Source organism: Kineococcus aurantiacus, assembly GCF_013409345.1.
GTDB classification, from domain to species: Bacteria; Actinomycetota; Actinomycetes; order Actinomycetales; family Kineococcaceae; genus Kineococcus; species Kineococcus aurantiacus.
The window spans coordinates 4723243-4746933 of the sequence record NZ_JACCBB010000001.1; the positions used below are offsets into that span (position 1 = coordinate 4723243).

The 23691-nt window shown below is 72.8% G+C and carries 22 protein-coding genes and 1 riboswitch; of the genes, 12 read left to right on the forward strand and 10 right to left on the reverse strand.

Annotation, left to right across the window (positions count from 1 at the left end):
- The first annotated feature begins 71 nt into the window (after nt 1–71).
- Nucleotides 72–830: an SDR family NAD(P)-dependent oxidoreductase gene (locus BJ968_RS22460; protein WP_179755645.1), complete on the forward strand. Its 759-nt coding sequence runs from the start codon at nt 72–74 to the stop codon at nt 828–830.
- Nucleotides 831–1034: 204 nt separating this feature from the next.
- Here the strand turns inward: BJ968_RS22460 and BJ968_RS22465 are convergent, their stop codons facing one another.
- Nucleotides 1035–1820, reverse strand: a complete 786-nt coding sequence (locus tag BJ968_RS22465; RefSeq protein WP_425491549.1) for a FadR/GntR family transcriptional regulator — start codon at nt 1818–1820, stop codon at nt 1035–1037.
- An 83-nt stretch (nt 1821–1903) separates the two neighbouring features.
- Here BJ968_RS22465 and BJ968_RS22470 point away from each other — a divergent pair, with 83 nt between their 5' ends.
- The 7 genes from BJ968_RS22470 (at nt 1904) to BJ968_RS22500 (ending at nt 9700) form a co-directional block, all read left to right on the forward strand.
- The gene (locus BJ968_RS22470; RefSeq protein ID WP_179755647.1) at nt 1904–2845 is read left to right on the forward strand and encodes a proline iminopeptidase-family hydrolase; all 942 of its coding nucleotides are present in this window, start codon (nt 1904–1906) and stop codon (nt 2843–2845) included.
- Nucleotides 2842–4230 (forward strand): APC family permease, encoded by a 1389-nt coding sequence (locus BJ968_RS22475; protein WP_179755649.1) that lies wholly within the window; start codon nt 2842–2844, stop codon nt 4228–4230. Before BJ968_RS22470 ends, BJ968_RS22475 begins: the two co-directional genes overlap by 4 nt.
- A gap of 253 nt (nt 4231–4483) precedes the next feature.
- Nucleotides 4484–4882: a DUF2200 family protein gene (locus tag BJ968_RS22480; protein WP_179755651.1), complete on the forward strand. Its 399-nt coding sequence runs from the start codon at nt 4484–4486 to the stop codon at nt 4880–4882.
- Nucleotides 4883–5814: 932 nt separating this feature from the next.
- Entirely contained in the window at nt 5815–6837 is a 1023-nt protein-coding gene (locus BJ968_RS22485; protein WP_179755653.1) for a siderophore ABC transporter substrate-binding protein, read from the forward strand.
- Nucleotides 6838–6955: 118 nt separating this feature from the next.
- The gene (locus BJ968_RS22490; RefSeq protein WP_218885248.1) at nt 6956–7894 is read left to right on the forward strand and encodes an iron chelate uptake ABC transporter family permease subunit; all 939 of its coding nucleotides are present in this window, start codon (nt 6956–6958) and stop codon (nt 7892–7894) included.
- On the forward strand, nt 7884–8945 hold the full coding sequence (locus tag BJ968_RS22495; protein ID WP_218885249.1) for an iron chelate uptake ABC transporter family permease subunit: 1062 nt from the start codon (nt 7884–7886) through the stop codon (nt 8943–8945). The genes BJ968_RS22490 and BJ968_RS22495 overlap by 11 nt, the downstream gene beginning before the upstream one ends.
- Entirely contained in the window at nt 8942–9700 is a 759-nt protein-coding gene (locus BJ968_RS22500; RefSeq protein WP_179755657.1) for an iron ABC transporter ATP-binding protein, read from the forward strand. Before BJ968_RS22495 ends, BJ968_RS22500 begins: the two co-directional genes overlap by 4 nt.
- A 290-nt stretch (nt 9701–9990) precedes the next feature.
- On the opposite strand, the gene BJ968_RS22505 is transcribed toward BJ968_RS22500, so the two are convergent.
- On the reverse strand, nt 9991–10287 hold the full coding sequence (locus BJ968_RS22505) for a hypothetical protein (RefSeq protein ID WP_218885250.1): 297 nt from the start codon (nt 10285–10287) through the stop codon (nt 9991–9993).
- Between the two features lie 846 nt (nt 10288–11133).
- Nucleotides 11134–11243: riboswitch (SAM riboswitch) on the forward strand.
- A 53-nt stretch (nt 11244–11296) separates the two neighbouring features.
- Between BJ968_RS22505 and BJ968_RS22510 the strand changes: the two genes are divergently transcribed.
- A complete protein-coding gene (locus BJ968_RS22510) occupies nt 11297–12661 on the forward strand; it encodes an MFS transporter (RefSeq protein ID WP_179755660.1) in 1365 nt (454 codons plus the stop codon).
- 367 nt (nt 12662–13028) lie between these two features.
- On the opposite strand, the gene BJ968_RS22515 is transcribed toward BJ968_RS22510, so the two are convergent.
- From BJ968_RS22515 to BJ968_RS22540, 6 genes are all read right to left on the reverse strand, one after another.
- Nucleotides 13029–13652: a TetR family transcriptional regulator gene (locus tag BJ968_RS22515; protein WP_179755662.1), complete on the reverse strand. Its 624-nt coding sequence runs from the start codon at nt 13650–13652 to the stop codon at nt 13029–13031.
- Between the two features lie 131 nt (nt 13653–13783).
- A complete protein-coding gene (locus tag BJ968_RS22520) occupies nt 13784–15199 on the reverse strand; it encodes a multicopper oxidase family protein (RefSeq protein WP_218885251.1) in 1416 nt (471 codons plus the stop codon).
- 76 nt (nt 15200–15275) lie between these two features.
- The gene (locus BJ968_RS26085) at nt 15276–16154 is read right to left on the reverse strand and encodes a cupredoxin domain-containing protein (protein WP_179755664.1); all 879 of its coding nucleotides are present in this window, start codon (nt 16152–16154) and stop codon (nt 15276–15278) included.
- A gap of 146 nt (nt 16155–16300) precedes the next feature.
- On the reverse strand, nt 16301–16756 hold the full coding sequence (locus BJ968_RS22530) for a hypothetical protein (protein WP_179755666.1): 456 nt from the start codon (nt 16754–16756) through the stop codon (nt 16301–16303).
- Nucleotides 16757–17296: 540 nt separating this feature from the next.
- On the reverse strand, nt 17297–17905 hold the full coding sequence (locus BJ968_RS22535) for an exonuclease (RefSeq protein ID WP_179755668.1): 609 nt from the start codon (nt 17903–17905) through the stop codon (nt 17297–17299).
- A 741-nt stretch (nt 17906–18646) separates the two neighbouring features.
- Nucleotides 18647–19036 (reverse strand): MerR family transcriptional regulator, encoded by a 390-nt coding sequence (locus BJ968_RS22540; protein WP_179755670.1) that lies wholly within the window; start codon nt 19034–19036, stop codon nt 18647–18649.
- Between the two features lie 56 nt (nt 19037–19092).
- On the opposite strand from BJ968_RS22540, the gene BJ968_RS22545 reads away from it, so the two are divergent.
- The 3 genes from BJ968_RS22545 to BJ968_RS22555 all read left to right on the forward strand — a co-directional run bounded on the left by BJ968_RS22545 (nt 19093) and on the right by BJ968_RS22555 (nt 21365).
- Nucleotides 19093–20280, forward strand: coding sequence for an MFS transporter (locus BJ968_RS22545; RefSeq protein ID WP_179755672.1), 1188 nt, complete (start codon nt 19093–19095; stop codon nt 20278–20280).
- Between the two features lie 45 nt (nt 20281–20325).
- Complete coding sequence (locus BJ968_RS22550) at nt 20326–20853, forward strand: hypothetical protein (protein WP_179755674.1); 528 nt, start codon at nt 20326–20328, stop codon at nt 20851–20853.
- 359 nt (nt 20854–21212) lie between these two features.
- Complete coding sequence (locus BJ968_RS22555) at nt 21213–21365, forward strand: hypothetical protein (RefSeq protein WP_179755676.1); 153 nt, start codon at nt 21213–21215, stop codon at nt 21363–21365.
- A 372-nt stretch (nt 21366–21737) separates the two neighbouring features.
- Here the strand turns inward: BJ968_RS22555 and BJ968_RS22560 are convergent, their stop codons facing one another.
- Both BJ968_RS22560 and BJ968_RS22565 read right to left on the reverse strand, forming a co-directional pair.
- On the reverse strand, nt 21738–22685 hold the full coding sequence (locus BJ968_RS22560) for an anti-sigma factor RsbA family regulatory protein (RefSeq protein ID WP_179755677.1): 948 nt from the start codon (nt 22683–22685) through the stop codon (nt 21738–21740).
- A complete protein-coding gene (locus BJ968_RS22565; protein ID WP_179755679.1) occupies nt 22682–23515 on the reverse strand; it encodes an MEDS domain-containing protein in 834 nt (277 codons plus the stop codon). The genes BJ968_RS22560 and BJ968_RS22565 overlap by 4 nt, the downstream gene beginning before the upstream one ends.
- Nucleotides 23516–23691 lie beyond the last annotated feature (176 nt).

The following is a 23691-nucleotide window of genomic DNA, read 5'->3' on the forward strand; positions in this document are numbered from 1 at the left end:
CGCTGATCCAGCAGCACCTGACCAGCACTCGCACCACCAGCGAACGTCACCGCCCCACGAGAGGTCCTCCCATGGCTCCCCAGCAGATCGTCCTCATCACCGGCGCCAGCCGCGGCCTGGGCCGCAGCGCGGCCCGCCACCTGGCGCGAGCCGGCGTCGGCGTCATCGGCACCTACCAGTCCAACCGGGCCGAGGCCGAGGCGATGGTCGCCGAGGTCACCGCCTCCGGCGTCCCCGCCGTCGCCCTGCAGCTCGACGTCGCCGACGCCTCGACGTTCGACGCCTTCACCGCCGCCGTCACCGAGGCGCTGAACGGCTGGGACGTCGAGCACCTGCACGCCGTCGTCCACTTCGCCGGCTACGGCGTCCACGCCCCCTACACCGAGACCAGCGCGCAGCAGCTGGAGCAGATGCTGCGCGTGCACGTCAGCGCCCCCTTCCTGCTGACCCAGGCGCTGCTGCCGATGATGACGACCGGCGGGCGGATCCTGAACGTCTCCTCCGGCCTGGCCCGCTTCACCGGTCCCGGCTACGCCGCCTACGCCGCGGCCAAGGGCGCGGTGGAGGTGCTGACCCGCTACCAGGCCGCCGAACTGGGCGGGCGCGGCATCCGCGTCAACACCCTGGTGCCGGGGGCGATCGCCACCGACTTCGGCGGCGGCGTGGTGCGCGACGACGCCGACGTCAACCGCGCCGTGGCCGGAGCCATCGCCCTGGGGCGGGTCGGCGAACCGGACGACATCGGCGCGGCCGTCCCCGCCCTGCTGTCCGACGGGCTGGGCTGGGCCACCGGGACCCGCATCGAACTGTCCGGCGGGCAGTCCCTCTAAACCCTGACTCCCCCGGGAGACGGCCCGAGGGAGCAGGCGTTGCGCAGGGGGTCGACGCCCCGCCTCCACCGGCCACGGCGCCGGTCCCCGTGCCACCAGCGCTCGCGGGAGGCCGCGGGCACGAGTTCCCCGGGACGGGCGCCCGCACCCCGGCGGTGGCGTCACGCCCGGCGGCGGTGACCCCCGGGCGGCCGGGGCCCGCGGTCACCGGGCGGGGGCCGGCAGGACGCCGGTGCGGGCCAGAGCCGCGGTCAGCAGCTCCAGGTCGATGGCGACGTGGGCCCGGGCGATCCGCTCGGCGTCGTCCGCCCGCTGCCCGGCGATCGCGGCGACGAGCTCGCGGTGCTCGCGCAGCGCCCGGACCTCCATGGCCCGCATGCCCTCCGGCGCCCCCCACAGGTGCGCGGGGGCGCCGATGCTGAGCTGGCCCTCGAGGTCGGCCAGCACCCGGCGGAGGGTGTCGTTGTGCGCGGCGTCGATGATCGCCAGGTGCAGGGCGCTGTCGGCCTGCTGCGAGGCCAGGCCGGACTCCGCGCCGGCGTACACCTCCAGCGCGTCCTGGATGCGCGCCAGGTCGGCGGGGGAGCGGGACTCGGCCGCGGCCCGGCAGACGGCCCCGTGCAGGCGGGCGATGGCCTCGCACAGGTCGCGCAGCTGCGCGTAGGTCGCCGACAGGGTGCGCCCGACGATTGCGGTGGAGGACTCCGGCCACTGCTGGACGACGAAGGAACCGCCGGTGCGGCCGCGGCGGGTCTCGATGAGCCCGCGCCGGGCCAGGTGCGCCAGCGCCGCGCGGACCGTCATCCGCCCCGCGCCGAGGGCGGCGGCGAGGTCTCGCTCGGGGGGCAGCCGGGAGCCGGGCAGGTACTGCCCGGTGGCGATGGCCGTGACGAGGCGTTCGAGCACCGCGGCCACGCGGGGGCTGTCGGGCTCGGCGGGAGCACCCGTCCGCGTCCCCGCCCGCGCCCGTTCCACGTCCGTCTGCCTCACCCCGTCACCCTCCCACCGTTTCCCCCAGGTTAATTCCCGCCAATGGTCTTGTGCGGGACCTTTCCGCTCAGCATGCTCTCGCCATGCCCGTCGCGACCACCACCGTCGAGTCCCGCACCCTGCCGGTCCTCGGCCACGAGACCTGGGTGCAGGTCACCACCCCCACCGACCCCCGCCCCGGCGCCCTGCCGCTCGTCGTCCTGCACGGCGGACCGGGCATGGCCCACGACTACGTCGCCAACCTCGCCGCCCTGGCGGAGGAGACCGGGCGCACCGTCGTCCACTACGACCAGCTCGGCTGCGGGCGCAGCACCCACCTGCCCGACGCGCCCGCGGAGTTCTGGACCCCGCAGCTGTTCGTCGACGAGTTCCACGCCGTCCTGGCCGGCCTGGGGATCGAGCGCTGCCACGTCCTGGGCCAGTCCTGGGGCGGGATGCTGGGGGCCGAGATCGCCGTGCGCCGCCCGGCGTCCCTGGTCTCGCTGGCCATCTGCAACTCCCCGGCGTCGATGCAGCTGTGGGTGGAGGGCGCCGCGCAGCTGCGGGCCGAACTCCCCGACGACGTCCGCGACGCGCTGGAGCGCCACGAGGCCGCCGGCACGACGACCGACCCGGAGTACCTGGCCGCGACCGGGGTGTTCTACGCCCGCCACGTCAGCCGGGTCACCCCGACCCACCCCGACTTCGCCGCCAGCGAGGCCCAGATGGAGGCGGAACCGACCGTCTACCACACCATGAACGGGCCCAACGAGTTCCACGTCGTCGGCACCCTGCGCGACTGGAGCATCGTCGACCGGCTGCCCGCGGTCGAGGTGCCCACCCTCGTCGTCGCCGGCGAGTTCGACGAGGCCACCCCCGCCACCTGGGCCCCGTTCGTCGAGCGGATCCCCGACGTCACCAGCCACGTCTTCCCCGGCGCCAGCCACTGCACCCACCTCGAGCAGCCCGAGGAGTTCCGCGCGGTCGTCGCGGCCTTCCTCGCCCGCCACGACGACACCGCCGAGACCCCCGGAGAACCGCGATGAGCGACCAGCAGCGCACCCTGGAGTCCTTCGGCTACCAGCAGGAGCTCAAGCGTTCCGTCTCCACCCTCGACCTGCTCGTCTACGGCCTGGTCTTCATGGTCCCCATCGCCCCGTGGGCGATCTTCGGGACCGTCTACGACAGCGCCCGCGGGATGGTCCCCCTCGTCTACCTCATCGGTCTGGTGGCGATGGTGTTCACCGCTCTCGCCTACGGGCAGATGGCGAAGGCGTTCCCGCTGGCCGGCTCGGTGTTCTCCTACGTCGGCCGCGGCGTCCACCCCGCGCTGGGGTTCTTCGCCGGCTGGGCGATCCTGCTGGACTACCTGCTCATCCCCACGCTGCTGTACGTGTTCGCCGCCGAGTCGATGGTCGGCATCTTCCCCGGCAGCCCGCGGTGGGTGTGGGCGCTGGTGTTCGTGGCGATCAACACCGTCGTGAACCTGCTGGGCATCAGCTCCCTCAAGCTGGCCAACCGGGTGTTCCTGGCCATCGAGATCGTCTTCGTCGTCGCGTTCGTGATCATCGCCGCGACCGCGCTGAACGGTGGCACGATCCCCGGCGCCGAGTGGGGCGCGACGCCGTTCTGGAACTCCTCGGAGGTCAGCGGCCCGCTCATCGCCTCGGCGCTGTCCATCGCCGTGCTCAGCTTCCTCGGCTTCGACGGCATCTCGACCCTGGCCGAGGAGACCACCGGGCGCAAGAACCCCGCCGGGCGCGCGATGCTCATCGCCCTGTTCGTCGTCGCGTTCCTCTTCGTCGTCCAGACCTGGCTGGCCAGCCTGCTCGCGGCGGGACGGGACTCCTTCGGCGCCGACGCCGCCGGCAACGCGTTCTTCGACCTCGTCGAGGCCGCGTCGAGCTCCGGCTGGAAGACCGCCTTCCTCGTCGTCAACGTCGTGGCCGTGGGCATCGCCAACGCCATGGCCGCGCAGGCCGCCACCTCGCGCCTGCTGTTCTCGATGAGCCGCGACCGGCAGCTGCCCGCGTTCCTGTCGCGCGTCAGCGCCCGGCAGGTGCCGATGGCGGCGACCCTCGTCGTCACCGGGCTGACCCTGGTCCTGGTGCTGTTCTTCGTCGGGCAGATCGGGCTGATCTCGTCGCTGGTGAACTTCGGCGCCCTGTTCGGCTTCTGCCTGCTGCACGTCTCGGTGGTCGTCCACCACCTGGTGCGGGGGCGTTCGCGCAACTACCTCCTGCACCTCGTCGCCCCGGTGCTGGGGTTCCTCATCATCGGGTACGTGCTGCTCAACGCCGACGCGGCCGCCAAGATCGGCGGCTTCGCCTGGCTGGCCGTCGGGGCGGTGGTCCTCGCGCTGAACCTGCGCGCCGGTCGCGGCGCCCCGAGCCTGCCGGCGGACGAACCCGCGGAGGCGGGCCGCCCCTGAGCGGACGCCCCCGGCGTGGGCGACCTGGTGCGGGCGCGCCCCCCACCAGGTCGCCTCACGCGGTGGAGCCGCCGGTCTGATCGTGCAGGTACCCGTCACTGCCGTCCCTGTCCGGGTGCGGGGTGCCCTGAACTCAGCACGGGTCTCAGCACGGGTGGGGTCGGGTGTCTGTCCGAGCTGCGCACTAGCCTCCGCGCGCAGGGGCCAGGACGTGCAGGGGTGCCGGCCCGCAGGAGAGGTCAGGAGGCCCGTCGTGGCACGACACCGGATCTTCAGCACTGCCGTGGCCAGCGTCTACCCGCACTACGTGGCCAAGGCCGAGCGCAAGGGCCGCAGCCGCAGGGAGGTCGATGAAGTGATCTGCTGGCTCACCGGCTACGACGAGGCGGGTCTGGCTGACGTCATCGCCCGCCAGGTCGACCTGGAGACCTTCTTCGCGCAGGCGCCGCGCGTGAACCCGAACGCGGCGCTGATCACGGGAGTGATCTGCGGGTACCGGGTCGAGGAGATCGAGGACCCCTTGATGCAGCAGATCCGGTGGATGGACAAGCTGGTCGACGAGGTGGCTCGCGGCAAGAAGATGACGTCGATCCTGCGCAGCGGTACCCCCGGCGCCCCGGCGGGGACGTCGTCACCCCCGCCGTCCGACTGATCGAGTCGGCGCGGTCGTCGGCCGTCCTGAGTCGGTGCGAGCGACCTCGGCGGATCGGCGGTGGGACGCCGCGGAGGCGGGGCAGCTGACCACTCCGGCCGGTCGGCGGTGACCAGTCAGGCGCCGCGGCCCGGTGGCGAGGTCGTCTGGACCGGTGGGCGTCGGGTCAGCGACGACGACCAGGAGCTGCCGGTGCGCACCGGGCAGTGCTGAACGCTCGGAGCAGCACGATCGGGCGGCGCTGCACGAGGGAATGCCGGCGCGCCACTCCGCCTTGTAGAGGGTGGTCGACCTGCTGCAAGTCCCCGGGCCTCACCTTCAGCCACCTCGAGTGGCCACTCGCCGAGAGGCGACTGCCGGGTCGATCAGCACGAGGGTCGCCGAGTCCTGGACTCGGCGGCCCTCTCCTGTTCACGGTGCCGACGGGCGACGGGCGGTGCCGAACCGCTCGCTGCGGCCGAGGTCGCCGACCGCACCGGCACCTCCGCCGAGGCCGCCGAGGACCCGCGCCCGCAGATCGGGTGGGCCCGCCCGCTGGCCGGTGTCCCCCGGGCAACGGCACGAGAGCCCGACCTCGCGCGGGTGTGCTGGGCGCCGTCCGGTGCCCGCGCGACGCTCCGCCGGCACGGGGCCCGACCCCCGACCCCACCCCCTGTCCGCGCCACTGACGGGGGACGGGTCCGGCACCACGACTCCTGTCGGCCGCCGTGTGGACAGCTCCGTCCGCTGCTCCCGAGCACCGGCGCCGCGCGCTCCCGCGTCCGAGCGGCCACCTCGCCGATACGGCGATGACTTGGGATAGGCTAAGCTCACTTCAGCAGGTGATCATGACACCTGTTCCAGCCTCGACCGACGTGGACAGCCCGACGCGTGGCCTCTCGCCGCGCTGCTGTCCGCGCGGTTCCCGTGCCGATCCACCCCGGAGTCGCCCCATGCCCTCGCTGCGTCCCACCCCTGTCCTGGCCCTGATCGCCGCTGCGACGTTGCTCGCCTCCGGCTGTTCGGGCGGGTCCTCCGAGGCCGCCTCCTCGGACGGCGACGCCGCGCAGACGGCCACGGCGTCGTTCACGTGGCAGCGCAACACCGCGGGGGAGGACGAGGACCCGGTCTACGAGGAGACCACGGTCGAGGTCCCGGTGGACCCGGAGAAGATCGTCGTGTTCGACCTGGCCAGCCTGGACACGATCGGTGCTCTCGGCGGGGAGGTCGCCGGCGCTCCGTTGGACTCGGTGCCCGACTACCTGCGCGACCACCTGGCCGACGACGCGTTCAACGCCGGCACCCTGTTCGAGGCCGACCTGGTGGGCATCGAGGCCCAGCAACCCGACCTGATCGTCATCGGTGGCCGCTCCGCGGGGCTGTACGACGACCTCAGCCGGATCGCCCCGACCGTCGACCTGAGCACCCGCGGTTCCTACACCGAGAACCTCGAACGCAACGTCACCTTCCTGGGGGAGGTGCTCAACGCCCCCGATGCGGCGGCCGCGGCCATCACCGAGCTCGAAGACGGTGTGGCGCAGGCCAGGGCGGCGACCGCGAAGCTGGGCACCGGTCTGGGGCTGATGGTTTCCGGTGGCCGGCTGTCGGCGCAGGCCCCGGCCGGCGAGGACGCCAGCGGCCGCAACGCCCGCGGTGGTCTGATCTACGACGCGTTCGGCGTGCGCCCGGCCGTGGCCGACGTGGAAGCCGCCACGCACGGTGAGCCGGTCTCCTTCGAGTTCCTCCTCGAGCACGACCCGGACTACCTGTGGGTCGTCGACCGCGACGCCGCCACCGGTCAGGACCAGGGCGCGCAGCCGGCGGCGGCGGTGCTGGACAACGACATCGTCAAGCAGACGAAGGCCGCCCGCAACGGGCACGTCGTGTACCTGGACCCGGTGGCGTGGTACATCGTCTTCGGTGGTGTCGACACCACGAAGATCATGATCGACGACGTCCTGCAGGCCGCCGCCTGAGCCGGCGGTGACCCCCACCACCGTGCCCCCCACGGTTCCCGCCACGACCGTTCGCACCGGTCCGGAGTCGGTCCTCCGGCGGCGGTCCCGCCGTCGCCGGCTGGCGGCCTCGATCGCTGTGCTCTCGTTCCTCCTGACCGCGGCGAGCCTGTTCACCGGGGTGTCCGACGTCTCCCCGCTGGCTCTGTGGAACGGCGCGGACGAGGGGCGGGCGGTGTTCCTGCTCGCCGTCAGCCGGGTCCCGCGCACGCTCGCCCTGGTCCTGGCCGGCGCCTCGCTGAGCATCGCCGGCCTCATCATGCAGATGCTGGTGCGCAACAAGTTCGTCGAGCCCAGCACGACCGGCGTCACCGAGTTCGCCACCTTGGGCATGCTGACCACGATGTTCCTGTGGCCGGGCGCACCGGTGCCCGCACGGGCGGCGGTGGCGGCCGGCTGCGGCGTGTTCGGCACGTGGGTCTTCCTGCGGGTGGTGCGGGTGGTGCCGGTCCGTCAGCTCGTCCTGGTGCCCCTGGTGGGCCTCGTGCTCGGAGGAGTCGTCGGGGCGGTGACCACGTTCTTCGCCTACCGCGCCGACCTCGTGCAGTCCCTGGGGCAGTGGTCGCAGGGCAGTTTCGCCGGCATCGTGCCCGGGCGGTACGAGTTCCTCTGGATCGCCGCGGCGATGGTGGTCATCGCCTGGATCGCCGCCGACCGCTTCAGCGTCGCCGGCATGGGGGAGGCGTTCTCGACGAACCTGGGCCTGAACCACCGCCGGGTGGTGGCCGTCGGGATGGTGGTCGTGGCCGTCATCACCGCCACCGTCCTGGTCACCGCCGGCACGGTCCCCTTCCTGGGACTGGTCGTCCCGAACGTGGTCAGCCTGCTGGTCGGGGACAACGTGCGCCGGTCGCTGCCCTGGGTGGCCGCGCTGGGCGCCGCGTTCGTCCTGGGCTGCGACGTGGTCGCCCGGCTCGTGCGCTTCCCCTACGAGATCCCGCTGTCCGTCGTGGTGGGCGTCGTCGGCGCCGGGGTGTTCCTGTGGCTGCTGCTGCGCAGGGGGACCCGTGCCCACTGACACCGGCACCGGCACCGGCGCCGATCCCGGCAGCGCCGGCGCGGCGGCCGGACTCACGGACCGCACCGGGACGGCGGGCGGCAGCCGGCTGCGCCTCACCTGGTGCCGGCCGGGGGTCCGGCTGTCGGTCCTGGCCGGTGCGGTCCTGGCGCTGGTGGCGCTCTACCTGTTCACCGACGTGCCCGGCTCGTTGGCCTTCGCGCTGCGCCTGCGCGGTCTGACGGTCCTGGCGATGCTCCTGGTCGCCGTCTCGGTCGGAGTCTCGACCGTCGTGTTCCACACCATCACCCAGAACCGCGTCCTGACCCCGTCCATCCTGGGTTTCGACGCGTTCTACGCGCTGATCTCGACGTTCGTGGTCTTCTCCCTGGGGTCCGCGGCGTTCCTGGGCGCCGACGTCGTGACCCTGTGGGTCGTCCAGGTCGTCGTCATGGTCGCCTTCAGCGTGCTCCTGTTCACCTGGTTGTTCGGCGGCAAGCGCCGGTCCCTGCACCTCGTGCTGCTGGTCGGGTTGGTGCTGGGCACGTTCTTCCGCGCCTTGACCGAGTGGATGCAGCGGATGCTGGACCCGCTGGACTTCCAGGTGGTCACCGACGCGATGTTCGCCTCCCTGACCCGCCCGGACGAGACGCTGCTGGTGCTGACCGGGGTGCTGGTGCTCGTGAGCCTGGCGGTGCTTGTGCCCCTGCTGCCGGTCCTGGACGTGCTGGTCCTGGGACAGGCCAACGCCACGGGCCTGGGGGTGAACCACCGCCGTGTCGTGATGACGCTGTTCACCGTGGTCTCCACCACGGTGGCCGCCTCGACGGCCCTGGTGGGCCCGGTTCTGTTCTTCGGCCTCATCGTCGCCAACCTGGCCTACAGCGTGGCCGGGACGTTCCGGCACCGGTGGACCCTGCCGAGCGCCGTGCTGCTGGGCCTGCTGTGCCTGCTGGGCGGTCAGCTGGTCCTGGAGCGGGTGTTCTCCCTGGGAGCGACGTTGTCGACGACCATCGAGTTCGCCGGCGGGCTGTTCTTCCTCCACCTCGTCCTGCGCAAGGGAGCCCGATGATCCGCCTGCACGGTGTCACCAAGCGCTACGGGGCTCAGACGGTGCTGCACGACGTGCACCTGGAACTGGGGGCCGAGGGGGTGACCTCGCTCATCGGCCCCAACGGGGCGGGCAAGTCGACCCTGTTCGGCGTGATCAGCCGACTGGTGGCGCCCGACGCCGGGCGGGTCAGCGTCGACGGGATGGACGTCGCCTCGACCGACTCGGCCCGGCTGGCCCGCACGCTGGCGGTGCTGCGGCAGGACAACCACGTCGCGGCCCGGTTGACCGTGCAGGACCTGGTGGAGTTCGGGCGCTTCCCGCACTCCCGCGGTCGCCTCACCCGCACCGACCACGACCAGATCGAGCGTGCGCTGGCCCACCTCGAGCTGGACGGGCTGCGTGGCCGCTTCCTCGACGAGCTGTCCGGGGGCCAGCGCCAACGGGCCTTCATCGCGATGGTCCTGGCGCAGGACACCCGGTACGTGCTGCTGGACGAACCGCTGAACAACCTCGACCTGCGGCACATGGCCGAGACCATGCGCCTGGTCCGCACGATGGCCGACGACTTGGGCAAGCGGGTGGTGGTGGTCCTGCACGACGTCAACTTCGCCGCGACCTGGTCGGACCGGATCGTGGCGGTGCGGCAGGGTCGTGTCGTCGCCGATGCCGCCGCCGGGGAGGTGATGCGCCCGGACGTGCTCGAGGCCGTCTACGACGTCCCCGTCGACATCCGCCAGGTCGACGGACGACCGGTGGCGCTGTACTACCGCTGACGTCGCGGGGGGTCGTGGAGCAGTCATCGCGACGGGTGGGTGAGCGGTGGTTCCCCGAACCCGGCGTCTCCAGCGGCAGCAGACAGTGCTCGTCTGCTGCACGGGACCGCTGTTGAGCGAGGGCGCGAAAGTCTGCGTGTCGGGGCGGGCGAGGCTGTCGCTGGAGAGCGACACGTCGGAGGTGCGCGTCGAGGCCGAGCTGACCCGCCGCCTGCGTCGTGGCGGTGGGCAGACCACCGCTGCCGAGGCTGCGGTCGTGGTGGTGAGGGATCACCGGGGTGGCGTCGGGGTCACCTGGAGCCGGGGCGGGGGGCCGGCCCGAGCGTGCGGGAGGTGACGACGCCGCAGGCGTCCACGACGAGCTGCACGCTGTGGCGTCGGCGGCTCCGGGCGATGCTGAGGGCGGCCCAGAACGGCAGCCACGCCCCCAGGGTGCACACCGCGGCGAGGGCGTGCCGGCGGTGCGCGGTCGCCTCGCGGCAGGTGAGGACCGCCTGGTGCGCACTGGCGTGCTGCACCACCGCGCCGGCGGCCACGTGGTCCTGCACCGCCCGGCGCAGCGCAGCTGCCCGCTCCACGTCGCCCACCCGCTCGTCGGGGCAGGACGAGCGTGCCGGCCCGGGGTCGGGGGCGGGCGTGGTCGCTGACGACGGCGTCGTGGCAGCGGACGAGGTCGGGAGTGCGTCGGGAGTGCCCTTGGTGAGCCTCGGGCGTACGCGCAGCGACATGGCAACCCTCCGATGACTAGCTGTCTGGTGGAGCACTTGCTAACCATTTCGGGATCAGGTGTCACTGACTTGAGGGCTTCCGCCGGGCGGGTCGCGAGGAGCAGGCACGCACCGTCACGGATGAGGGTGCCCCGGTCCGGGCGGCCGACGCGGCGTCGCCGTGGCCGGTCGAGGCGACGAGCGGGCCGTGCAGGAGCAGTCCTCGCGGGCCGTCGTCGTCGCTGCTGGTGGCGCAGCCCCTGAGCATCGCGGTGGCCGGGAGCGCGAGGGCGAGCAGTGCCCACTTCGCACTCCCAGCGGATGCGCACCCGCGCAGTGCCGGTTGCGAGGGACGCGGGCGCGAGGGCTGGCCTCAGCGAGCCCGCTCGGCCGTGGGGAGGCGGAGGCAGCGTCGTGACCCTGCGTTCGCGACCGGTGCCGTTCAGAGTGGTCGAGGTCGGCACCGGTGCCGCCGCAACGGGGAAGCAGGGCGTCGGCACGGGCGCGCGGCGCGGGCGGCTCCCGTGGTCCAGGAACTCGGACGTCGACCGGTGACCACGTGGGCCCGGGCCTGCGTGAGGGGTGCGTCAGAGGTGCCACGCGCCGCTGCCCGCATGCTGTTGCCCGGCAGGACGTGCGCTCACGAGTTGAGCCGGGATCGCTCGAGGACCGGGGCGGCGCCGGAGTCGTTGACAACGAGATCTTGAGCTGGCTAGGTTCCTGCTCGGTCACGAGTCCCAGCGACGAGCCCCGGCTTGCTGGGCGGCAACCCTCCTCGTCGTGGGGTGCCCCGGGTGATGACCTGACCTGCGCCGGCGCGCGGGTAAGGACGAGCACCTGCCGCGACTCCTGCCTCCGTCGGTGCCTCGGCTACGGCACGGAGGACCCCATGGCGGCACGGCTCGACCACACGCGCTGGAGACCGGCGCACACCCGCATCGCGACGGCCTTGGGCATCGGGTGGATGCTCGACGCCTTCGAGGTGCAGATCATCGGCTCAGTCATCCCGGGCATCCAGTCGGAGTTCGGTCTGGGCGCCGACCAGGCGGTGACGATCAACGTCGTCTGGTTCTTCGGCATCGCGGTGGGTGCCCTCGGTTTCGGCTGGCTGGCTGACCGGGTGGGGCGCAAACGCCTCTTCGTCGCGACGTTGCTGGTGTACTCCCTCGCCGCGGTCGCCAGTGCCGCAGCACCCTCCTACGAGGTGTTCATGCTGTTCCGCTTCATCACCGCGCTCGGCGTCGGGGGTGAGTACTCGGCGATCACCTCGGCGATCTCGGAGTTCACCCCCGCTCGCAACCGTGGTCGCAGCAACGGCCTGGTGATGACCTTCTGGGCCCTGGGCGGGATCCTCTCCTCCCTCGTCTCGATCCTGGTGATCTCCACGTTCGGCCTGACCTGGCGGTACACGCTGTTGTTCGGTGTGGTCAGCGCCGTCTACGGTCTCCTCGCCCGGCGTCTGGTGCCTGAGTCTCCGCGCTGGCTGGCTTCGCGCGGGCGTTTGGCCGAGGCAGACGCCGTCGTCGTCGCGATCACCGGCCAGACCAGCGCCGACGGTTACGTGCTGCCCCCCTCGGGACGGCGTGGCCGAGGCGCGCTGACCGAACTGTGGAAGCACCACCGCAGCAAGCTCTTCTTCGGGATGGCTCTGGACTTCTCCGAGGCTGCCGGCTACTACGGCCTCTTCACGGCGATGAGCGTCTTCGTCTTCTCCTCCGCCTCCGGCGCTGTACCGATCTCCGACGCAGCGCTGCCCTGGTACTTCCTGGTCGCCAACGTGGGAGCGCTGGCCGGCGGTGTGCTCGTCGCGTGGGCGCTGGACGCCCTGGGCCGCCGGCCCTCGGTGGTCATCAGCTACAGCGGTGCGGCGCTGAGCATGCTCGGGTGTGCCGCGGCGGCTTCGACCGGTTCGCGTGGGCTCGTCCTGGCGTCGTTCACGGTTGCGGCGTTCTTCGCGACGTGCGCCTGGGTGTCGGCCTACCCCACGTTCTCGGAGCAGTTCCCCACCCACCTGCGTGCTACAGGGGTGGGCGCTTCGGTCGGGGTGGGGCGGATGGGCGCGGTCGTCGGGCAGGTCCTGCTGGCCGAGGTCGCAGTCGTCTTCTCCGTGACCTCCATGTTCGTGCTGCTCGCCGCGTTCTGGATGATCGGTGCGGCGGCGGGTGTGACGTGGTGGGTGAAGGGCAACGAGGCGCGGGGCGTGACGCTCGGCGACCTGGAGCTCGACCGCGCAGCCTCCACCGCCGGCGTGTGACCCGCAGCGCCCGGGCCGGACGGGACCGGCCCGGGCGCCCCCGCAGCGCAGAGCGCGTCGGCCATCCGGGCGTCGCCCGACCGTCGTCACCGACGAGGAAGAACAGCAGCGTGGGCTCGGCGACCGGGCTCCGTGCGTCGTCGAGTTCCGGTTGCGCGCGTGGGAGGCGGCCCGTGGAGACCGGCCCGGCGTGGTCGAGCCCTGTGGTCGTGGACCGCAACCTCGTCTCCGCGCAGAACTCCCGGTCCACGGCGGCTGCGGCGCAGCAGTTCCTCGCGGCGCTGAGCGTCTCCGTCGGCCGCAGGGGCTCGGTCGATCGGTACCCGTCCGCCCCTACCGAGTCCGGTGCTCCGGGCCGGGGAGCGGGTCAGGCAGATGCGGGTGCGGTCTTTCGAGTGCGCGCCACCGGTGCCCGCCGGGCCCGGGCCGGGCCGGGGGCCGGGGTCGGCTCCACGTGCGTCATGCCCGTGGTCAGGGCCTTGGCCCAGGAGGTGTTCAGCCCGTCGAGGCCGGAGGTGACGATGAGGTGGCACAACTGGCCGTAGGCGATGAAGCGCTGCACCGCCGCGTCATCGGCCCCGGAACGTTGCTGGACCAGGCGCACCACCGAGGCCAGGCCCTCCTGCAAGGCATCCCGCACCTCCGGTACGTCACAGGCGCTCTGGGCGTGGACCTGGAGCATCAGCAGGTCCTTGTCGGCGACCAAGCGGGCGTAGGCGACGCTCATCGCCTCGAGCACCTCCTCGGGGGAGGTTCCCGTGGCCTGCTCGGCGCCTTCGTCGAGGGCCGCGCGCACCTGCTCGAAGCAGTGCTCCAAGGCGGCGACGAACAGCCCCAGCTTGTCGGTGAACAACCGGAAGACGTAGGCCGCGGAGATCCCGGCCTCGGCGGCCACGGAGGTCACCGGGGTGGCGTGGTACCCGGTGCGGGCGAACACCCGGACGGCGCTGGCGGTGGCGCGGGCGCGCTGGGACTCGGCGGTGGACCTCACGAGGCGCTCCGGGACAGCATGTGATTGATTGAACACTAATGTACGAGGCGAGTCAACCGGCGGCTCCCGGCGGGTCGTCCTCGCCCGCCGGGCTCCTCCCGCCAGGAGCCGTCGTGAGCCGAGGGGTGGCCTCACGACCGGACCTCCCGGAGGTCGCGGACGTCCAGGACGCCCATCATGCCCAGGTCCTCGTGGGAGGCGATGTGGCAGTGGTAGACGGTGCGGCCGGCTTCGCCGCGCAAGGGCACCGCGATGCGCACGGTGGAGGCGGCGGGGACGTTGACGGTGTCGCGCCAGGCGGTGAACGGTTCGGGGGTCCCGGCGCGCTGGAGGACCTGGAAGGGGTAGCTGTGCAGGTGGAAGGGGTGGTCGGTGGTGTGCTCGTTGACCAGCTCCCAGACCTCCACCGTTCCCAGCTGGGCGCTGATGTCGACGCGGTCGGGATCGAAGGTGTGCCCGTCGAGGGTGTAGGCCCCGTGGCCGTCCGCGCCCAGGGTGAGGCGGCGGGTGCGCACGGCGGCGGCAGGGTCGAGGCGCTGCAGCGGCAGCAACTGCTGCGGCAGGGGCAGTGGCGCCAGACCGGCGGGAACCTGCAGCACGGCCAGCGTGCGCTCCTCGCTGGTGGCACCGCCGGGCCCGTAGACCGAGTACGGCAGGGCCTGCACTCCCACGGTGCCGGCCCGGGTGGTGTCGATCAGCACCTCGGCGCGTTCACCGGGGGCCAGGAGCACTTCCTGCAGCGGCACCGGGCGCTGGGTGAAGCCGCTGTCGGTGGCGATCAGGTGCATCGGCTGGCGCCGTCCGTCGCGGACCAGGCCGATCAGCAGGTGGTCCCCGGCGGTGGCGTTGAGCAGGCGCAGCCGCACCCGTCCCGCCTGTGCGTGCACGACCGGGTGCAGGACCCCGTTGGCGTGCAGGGCGGAACCCTGGCGGGTCAGCATCAGCAGCCGGTCGTCGGCCGCGGCCAGCTCGGGTGTCTGGTCCAGGGGGCCGGTGACCACGACGGGGCCGGCCAGGCCGGCGAGCAGTTGGCGCTCGACGTCGCCGTGGGCGTGCGGGTGGTACCAGTACGTCCCCGCGCAGCCGGCCGGCAGCGTGAACTCGCGCACGTCGCCCGTGCCGGGTTCCAGGTGGGCGAAGGGGGCATCGGCCGCCGGTCCCAACGGCAGCCCGTGCAGGTGCAGGCTGCTGTGGGCACCGGTGTCGTTGTGGAAGCTCAAGCGGACTCGCTCGCCCTCGCGCAGCCGCAGCAGCGGTCCCGGAGCGCTGCCGTTGTAGGCCAGCCCGGTGGTGGTGCTGCCGGCGCTCAGCAGCCCGGTGCGGGCCCCGTCGGCACCGGTGGTCAGCTCCAGCTCCGCCAGCTGGGGCAGGGCCGGGCCGTCCAGGGGCAGCCGGGGGCCGCGTCGGGCCAGCGCCAGGGCGCCCGACGTCCCGACCAGGGCTACAGCGCCCGCGCCGGTCAGCAGCGCGCGCCGGCTGACGGCAGGACGGCGCTGCTGGTTCGGCTGGTCGGGCCCGGGCGGGGGAGTCGGCTCGCTGGGTGACACCCGCTGGCTCGAGCGGTCCCAGGTGCGCCGGTCAGCTCCGGCGGGCCGCGGACCACCCGGACCGGTACTTGTTCCTTCAGCCATGGTGGTGCCCACCCGGGTGGTCACCGGTGAGCGTGAGCGAGGCGGCTGGTCGGGTGCTCGCGGCGCCGGCGTCGGCGGTCACGACGAGCCTGCCCTCCATGCCGTCTCGGCGGTGGCTGCCGACCGAGCAGTGGAACTCGTACTCCCCGGCGGGGGCGTCCAGGACCACCACGCGATCCCGGCCGCTGGGCACGGTGACGTCGATGCCGAGCTGGTCGACGGTGAAGCTGTGGGAGTCGTCGGTGTCGTTGGTGAAGCGGAAGGCCACCGGTTCGCCCTCGCCGGCGCGCAGCTGGGCGGCCTCGAAGCGGTAGTTGACCATGTCGACGCTCGGCAGCGCTCGCCGTTGGGCTTCGCTCAGCCCGCCGGTGTGCTCGCCCTGCGGGGAGGCGGTCAGCAGGACGGCGCCGACGGCGACGGCCGCGGCGGTCCCCGCGATCGCGAACACCGCACCGGACGGCCCGGAGGTCTCCCCGCTGCGGCGGCGGGCGGTCCAGGTCACGGCTGCGCCGCTGAGGCTGAGACCGGCCACGAGCAGTTCCAGGACGGCCACGGCGAAGGGTGCCGGATCCCCGGGGCGGATGAGGTCGAAGGACAGGTCGGTGGTCCTGATGCCGACGGTGGTGGCGACGGCCAGCAGTGCCGCCAGCGGAGCCCACCGGCGACCACGGTGCACGGCGGCGGCGGCGATGAGGGGGAGCAGGGACGCGCTGGCCATGCCGGGGTTCGGTCGTCCGGCCAGCACCAGGTAGCCGACCAGGTTCGCTGCCGCCAGGGCGAGCAGGGAAGCAGTGGTCCAGCGAGCGGGCCCCGGGGAGGTGCTCGAGGCGCTGCGGGGGGAACTGGAGGTGGATCGGTCGAGGGTGCTCACGAGAACTCCAAGGGTGTGGTCAGCGGAGTGACTGAGTGGACAGTCACTTGGTGGGGCCGGAAAGGGTGGCTGGTGCGTGACGTCGTGTCGAGGTTGCGGGCTGTGGGCTGGCCGTGCCGCAGTGGGTGAGTGCTGCTGAGGCTTGCTCAGGTGGTGCTGGGCTGCAGGTGCTCCACACCGGCGGTCAGGAACTGGGCCCATCGGGTGTCCAGGGCGTCCAGGTCGGCGGTGACGACGAGGTGGCACAGCCGTCCGTGGGCCACGGAGTGCTGGATCGCCGCCGGTGAGGCCGTGCCGTGCTGCTCGACGACGCCGACCAGCACGGCCGGTCCGCGCTGCGGGGCTCGGTGCACCTCGGGCAGGTCCGCGGCGCTCCGGGTGTGGACCTGGAACACGAGCAGATCGCGGTCGGTGACCAGGTCGACGTAGGCGTCGGTCATCGCCGCCAGTCGCTGCGCGGGATCCCCGCCGGCGCCGGCGGCGTCGGTGGCGATCGACGTGATCGCGGTCGCGTGGTGACCGGTGCGGGCGGAGGCGTGCAGGGCGCTGGTGGTGACGCGCGCTCGCTGAGCCTCGGCGGTGGAGCGTCGCGGTGGACTCATGTGAGTGACTAAACACTAACAACGGGGACGAGGTCAACCCCCGTGGGCGGACCTACCGCCAGGCAGTCGGTCGGCCTTCGCCCGCGCTCAGCGCCACCACGTACCGGGAGGGTGCCCGCCGGCCGGCGGGCCTGGCGCACCTGCACGTCAACCGACTGCTCGTGACGAGCTGTTCATCGACTCCGCAGGTGACGATCACGGAGTTCCGGAAGCCCCTGTCGGGCGCCTCTGCCGGGCGCCTTTTCCGGGCGCTAGTCGAAACCACCGCCACACCTACCCCGAGAACCGGGTGGGCGAGCCCGCACTGCTGGGTCGGAGGTGGGTCGGCGGTGAACGTCAGGTCCTTCGATGCTGCTCGCCGTCATCGGGAACGGACGCGAACCGATGCCCTGGCAGGAGCTGGCAGGGCGTCAGGGGGCGACGATCCGGCGAGTTCTCGGGGAGGGCCTGGCGCGCCACCGCCTCGACGCTGCACCGGAGGCGTTGAGCCCCGCCGCCCCTGAGTCGTGGGACCTGCGCGGACTCGAGCGGCACGGTGTCTCACGTGCCGTCCCACCGCATGATGTTCATGATCATCTCGCCCTGCTCGCGGGCGTCGTCGAGGGCGTGGTGGGTGTGCCGTCGCCTGCTGCGCAGGTGAGCGGGCATGAAGCGCTTGGTGGAACCGACGATCCCGCGACCGGCTCGGGTGGCGAAGGCGGTCTTGGCGTCGAAGTGCGTGGAGTGCCCGTAGGGGGAGCGGCCGGTGAAGTGGACGGCGTACCAGGTGACCCACATGACGTCGAAGCCGAGGGGGTAGCAGGCCAGGACAGGACGGACGCGGTCGCCCAGCTGCTGGGTCAGGCGCGCGCAGGTCCCGTCGACGAAGGCGTTCATGGCGAGCATGGCCTGCTGGGGTTCTCGGCCGTGGTTGACGAGGTGGTTCCGGTCCAGACCGGCGACGGCGGCGGCTTCGGGGTCGAAGGTGTCGCTGATGGGTCGCAGTTCGGCGTAGAAGGTGGGCTGGTCGGTGTCGGCGGGGACGTCGACGAGGTCGCCGGCGTGGGTGCGGTACCCGCACAGGGCCACGCCGATGGCAGACAGCGAGTAGGGGCCGGGAATGGGTCCGTCGGCTTCGACGTCGGTGGAGAAGTACGCCTCCGCGGTCACGCTGATCCTTCCTCGCCGTGCAGGACGTGGAGCGGTGTTCGAGGCACCGCAGGAGCTCGGTGGGGGCTCGGTGGTCGCCAGTGTTCCACCACCGCGGAGTCGACCGAACCGGGGCAGACCCGTGAAGGCTGCTGGCCCGGTGGGTGTCTGCCCTCGCCGCAGGTGGTCCGACGCGGAGCCGGTGCCGGAGCCGCACGAGGATCCGGTCCAGCACCGGTTCGTCGCCGGAGACCGGACCGGTCGTGAGTCGGTGACAGTTCCCGCGAGCGGCAGGTGCCCCTCCGGGGACCCCACCGCGGAGGGCAAGACCTACGGTGCTGCCGAGGTCCACGTCCTCAGCCGGGTGGTGGTGGGCTGGTCCATCGCCGACCACGTTCGCGCAGAACTCGTCGCCGACGCCGTGCAGGTGGCGCGCTGGCGACGCCGTCCGCGGCCAGGAACCATCGTCCACGCCGGCTGTTGGTCTGCTGGGTTCGACGGCCCGAGTTGCTTCGGGCGTCCACAGCGGGCTGGACAACGGGCTGGTGGAGACCTCCTGGTCCACGATGCAGCACGAGGTCCTGGATCGCCGCTCCTGGTCCGCGCGAGCGGCGCTGGCCTCGGCGACGTTCGACGGGGCGCCTCCCACGAAGTGGGGAGGATCGAGGCGTTCTCGTGCCGCTACCCGTGCGGTCTCCTTCCCGTGCGGTCTCTTCCTTGCCGCCGGCAGGTGGTGCAAGGCCCGGTGCAGTGTGTGGACGGCTACGCCACGCTGGTGCTGCGGACCACCGTGACCTCCTGCAGGTAGCGGCGCACGGTGTCCCGGCTGCGGGTGAGGCAGACCAGGGATGCTTCGAGGCGCTCGAACTCCCCCTGCAGGTCGTCGGCGACCGCAGCCGTGCAGGTCGGCGACCACCCCTGCACCGGCTCGTCACCAGACGCCAACCCCATGTCGAGCACGGCCCGCACCAGACGGGTGCCCAGCCCCGCCCGCACGAGGTGGCTGATCTGCTCGATGCGCTCCACGTCAGCCTCGGCGTACTCGCGGTAGCCGTTGGCGCCACGCCGCGGGCTCAGCAGCCGCTGCTGCTCGTAGTAGCGCAGCATCCGGGTGCTCACCCCGGTACGACGGCTCAGCTGTCCGATGCGCATCCTCGCCACCTCCGCAGTTGACCTTGACACTGGTGTCAATCCTTACCGTCGCCGACGTGGAACACCGAGCGCAACTGGCCGCCTTGAGCCTGGCCGCTTTCGTCACCGTCACCATCGAACTGGCTCCCACGGGGCTGCTGCCGCTGGTCGCCGACGGGCTCGACGTCTCCCGCGCCGCCGCGGGCAGCCTGGTCGCCTCGTGGGCCCTGACCATCGCCGTGAGCAGCGTGCTGCTCGTGCGGCTCACCGCGCGCTTCGACCGGCAGCGCGTCATCGCGGTGGCGGTGCTCATCAGCGCCGGCGCCACCGTGGCGACCGCACTGACCCCCACCCTGGCCGCCGCCCTCGCCGTCCGCGTCGTCGGCGCTGCCGCGCACGGTGTCGTCTGGGCCCTGCTGGTGCCGCACGTCAGCTCCCTCGTCAGGCCCGAACGGCTCGGGCGGGCGATCTCGATCGTCTTGGCCGGACCGACGGCCGCCACCGTCGTCGGAGTTCCCCTGGTCACCGCCTCGGCCGCGGCGCTGGGGTGGCGTGCAGCGTTCGCGGCGCTCGCCGTCCCGGCCGTGCTCGCGACGGCGCCGCTGCTGCGGGCCGGTGGGGCGCCGCCGTCGGCCTCACGACGCACCGGGTACCGGTGGTGGAAGGACCCCTCGGCTCGGTCGGTCCTGTGGACGTCCGCGGCGACGGCTCTGGTGCTGGCCGGTCACTTCGCGCTGGCGACCTTCACCGCCGTTCTGCTCACCGCCCGAGCAGGGTTCGGCCAGGACGCCGTTGCGCCCCTGCTGCTCGTCTTCGGAGCCGCAGGCGTCGGTGGGCTCGCCGTGTCGGGGTGGCTGTCGGACCGACGTCCGCGGGCCGCGCTGCGGCTGACGGCGACAGCGTTCATCGCCGCACTGGGCGCGCTCGGAGTTCTGGGTGTGCACCCGGTCGTCGCGGTCGCGGCGGTGACAGCGTGGGGGTTCCTCACCGGGCTGCTGCCACCGGTGTTCCAGGTCACGGTGACTCGGCAGGCCGCGCCCGCGATCCGCGGTGAGGCCGGTGCGATGGCCATCACCGCCCTCAACGTCGGCATCGCCGCCGGGGCAGGCGTCGGTGGGGTGGTTCTGGCAGCTGGCGGAACCGGATGGCTGATCGCCGTCGCGACGGCCACCGCGGCGGTGGGGGCCGCGTTGCTGTGGGCGCACGACGGCCCGGCCAGGGCAGCTGGTCGCGTCGTCGATGGACCGATGTCTCAGAGCAGGTAGTCGCCTCGGTCTTCGGGCGGTGGCGTCGACGACGCTGAGGTGCTGGTGAGCGAGGTGGTCAGCCGTGTCGTCGACGTCGGGTCCAACGTCAACATCGGGCAGTGCAGGAGCACTCCGCACTGCTGGCGGGGGGTGTGGGCCGAGTGCCTGCACGACCCGGTCCGCGCCGTGACCCTGACGTGCCTCCCGGCCGGGCACAGTGGTCAGGTGATGGATCCGATGCCCGCGCTGGAGGACCTGGTCTGGCTCTTCGAGAGCGAGCCCACGTACCCCTTCGGCATGGAGGACGCACCGTGGCCCTACGTCTGCGTCCGCTTCACCCTGACCCGCGGCGCCGCGCGGGTGGAGCTGGAGGTGGAGCCGGCGTCTGAGTTGGTCAAGCTGTCGTTGACCTCGGCGGGTGCGGAGCTGGTCGACGTGGAGCTGCAGTCGGTGCAGTCGCTGGTCGTGGAGAAGCGGGCCGGGCGGGAGCTGCTGGGCGTCGTCTTCGATGAGCGGGTGCCCCTGGGGGGTTTGTGGTTGCAGACCAAGCCTGCTCTGTCGTTGACCTGGCGAGCCGGTGCAGCCGAGTAGACGCGCCCGCAGGGCGCCGTGACCGTGAGGCTCTGCCCTCGAGCTGAAACGGGAGCGACGGCCACCGTGCACGAGTGAGAACGTGGTGGCGCAGGCAGAGTCCCGTCAGCGCTGACGTCGTCGACTCACCACTGGTGCCCCGAGCGTCTGCGTCGGGAGCTGGACGCGCCGCTCCGCGGGATGACCGTGAGGTCGCTGGCTTCAGACGTCGTGCCGTGAACACACCGGTCGGAAGGCCCACCTGGTGAGGAACCTCCAGTCCAGGGAGGGGTGGGTGACCTCACCGATGAGCAGGGCCAGGGTGATGCCGTCGTCGGCTTCCCCGTGCTGCAGGGTGCCTCGGGCTCGTCCTCGCTCCGTTGGACGTCGAACGGCGGGCCCGCCCGCGTCGCGGGCGCCTGTCCGCGGCGGTCGCCCCGCTGCCGCTGGTGCGGGCGATGGTCCCGCACCACCTGCACCGGGTGCGTGCGCTCGCCCGTCGCGGAGCGCGGGTCCTGCGGCGCCGGCGGTGAACCGTTCCCGGCGCCCCGGTCCCGGCGAGCGTCTCGGCGGGCGGCTGCGGGTTCGAGCGCGACGGGTTCTCCGGGCCCAGCAGCACCAGCCCTCACCGGCGCAGGGGGACGGGGTGTTCCTCCGCGAAGTCCTGCACGACTGCGCAGCCCGCGGCGAGGTGGCCGTGGTACCCCGCTGACGGCGCTGCCGCAGCTGACCCGGCGGGTGTTCGTGGGCCTCCGCGGCCGCCTCGTCGACGCAGCCCGCACCGGGGTCGTGCTCGACGAGGGCACGCGTCCGTGGCCGTCCGCGGGCGACTGCTCCGCGCTGGGCGGGCGACCGACCGCGACGACCCCCGTGGTTCCTGCTCGCCGCTGCGCGCGGCGTCCTGGTCAGCGGTGCAGGAACAGCCGCACCGCGGTTCCGGCGCTCGTGCTGCGAACGGCGCTGTCGTCGGCGATGGCCCGGGCGAGCCACAGTCCGCGGCCGTTCTCGCCGTCCGGCTCGGGCACGGTGTAGCCGGCCACGCCGACGGTGAACCCGGGGCCGTCGTCACGCACCTCGAGCACGAGACGGCCCTCACCGTCCGTCCACGCGCTCAGCTCGGCCGAGCCGGCGGCTCGGAGCGCGTTGGCGACGAGCTCGTGGACGGCGAGCAGCGTGTCGTCCGCGCGGTCGTCGAGGCCGCCGTCCGTCAGGACCTGCCGGGCGAACCGGCGCGCCGTCCGCGTGTCGGAGACGACCGCCCGGGAGGCGTCGGGCGGCGCCTGGAGCCACGCCGGTTCCGCCAGGCGCACGTAGGCGTCGGGGTCCATGAACGACGCCGACGGGACGGGGGACGCGCCACCCCAGACCAGGGGGTGCGTCCGCTGCACCTCGGCCACGTGGGCCGGCGCGAGGTGGCGCAGGTCGTGCAGGCACAGCGCGTAGTGGCTCACGTCCTCGTAGGCGCGGTTGTACGCCGTCTCGATGCGGTGCCACTCCTGCGCGTCGGCGTGCTCCAGCCACACCGGTTCGCCGATGAGGCGGCACGCCTTGCCGCGTTGCGCCAGGTCGCGGAGCACGCGGTCGTACAGCTGCACCGTCCCGTGGCCGCCCTGCCAGACGTCCGCGGACTCGGCGCAGAGCGCCAGACGGTCGGCGTCAGCGCCGAGCACCGACACCAGGGCGGCGACGGTGGTGCGGCTGCCGACGAGGAGGACGTCCTCGTCGCGCTCGAAGCCTTCACGGATGAAGGGGAGGCACCGGGCCACGAGCTCGTCGTCGTCGGCGAAGAAGAAGGCCTCGTGCGCCAGGCCCGTCCCCGTCCAGCCGCCGGACGGCTGCAGCTCGACGGTCACGACGCGTCCCCGGTGAGCCCGAAGGTGGACAGGCACAGTCGGGCCGGTCCGTGCGCCCCCGAGATGAGGACCTCCCGGCCGGCGACGCCCTGGGCGCCGACGAACTGGGCCAGGCGCCGGGTCGCGCCGGCGTCGAGGAAGCTGAGCTCGGACAGGTCGATGCGCACGGGGTCGTCGGCGACGAGTGCGGCGGCGTCGAGCGCCTCGCCGAACTCGGTGACGTCGAACGTGTCGACCTCCCCGCCGATCACGATGCGGTTCTCGCGACAGGTCACGGAGAACGGCGGCACGTCGGTGCCGCAGCGCACCGGGTGCGCGGCGATGACGGCACGGCCGGCCGTGCCGATGCGGTGGACGTCGTACCCGCACAGCGTGATCAACGGCTCCGCCGCGACGACGGCGTCGACCGCGAGCTCGTAGGCGACCAACCGGCGCAGGGCGGAAGCACCCGTGGCGACGGGACTCATGTCCGCGGCGACCCGCAGCGCGCGGTGCCCCGAGGTCTTCGCGTTCCGGCCGGCGCGGGCGTAGGCGGCGCTCTGGACGTCGGCGTCGAAGGTCTCGGGCGGCCCGTAGGAGTCGATGGTCCGCGTGAGGGTGAGCCGCCCGGACGCGAGGAGTTCGTCGCGGCCGGGGAGCGCTGCCAACGCGGCGGTGAGTTCGTCGACCGTCCCGTCACCGGTGTACAGCAGCCGATCGCCGGCACGGGCTCCTTCGTCGAGGAACGCGATCGCCGCGGTGTGCCAGTCGGCTCGGTCGTCGTACGCCACGCAGGCGTGATCGCCGACCTCGGCACCCAGCGCGTCAGCTGGAGTCCCCGTGCGTCTCATGCGCGCAACAGTACGGCGTCGTGCCGAGAGCGGGTGGTCCGCTCATCGTCGTGACCGGACCGGGCGTGAAGGTGGTGAGCCGACCGGTCCTCACAAGGTGAGGCTAAGCTAACGCACCGTGTCTCACGATCAGCTCAGTCGCCCACGTTCCCGGCGCAGCGTGTTGGTGTTGTTGG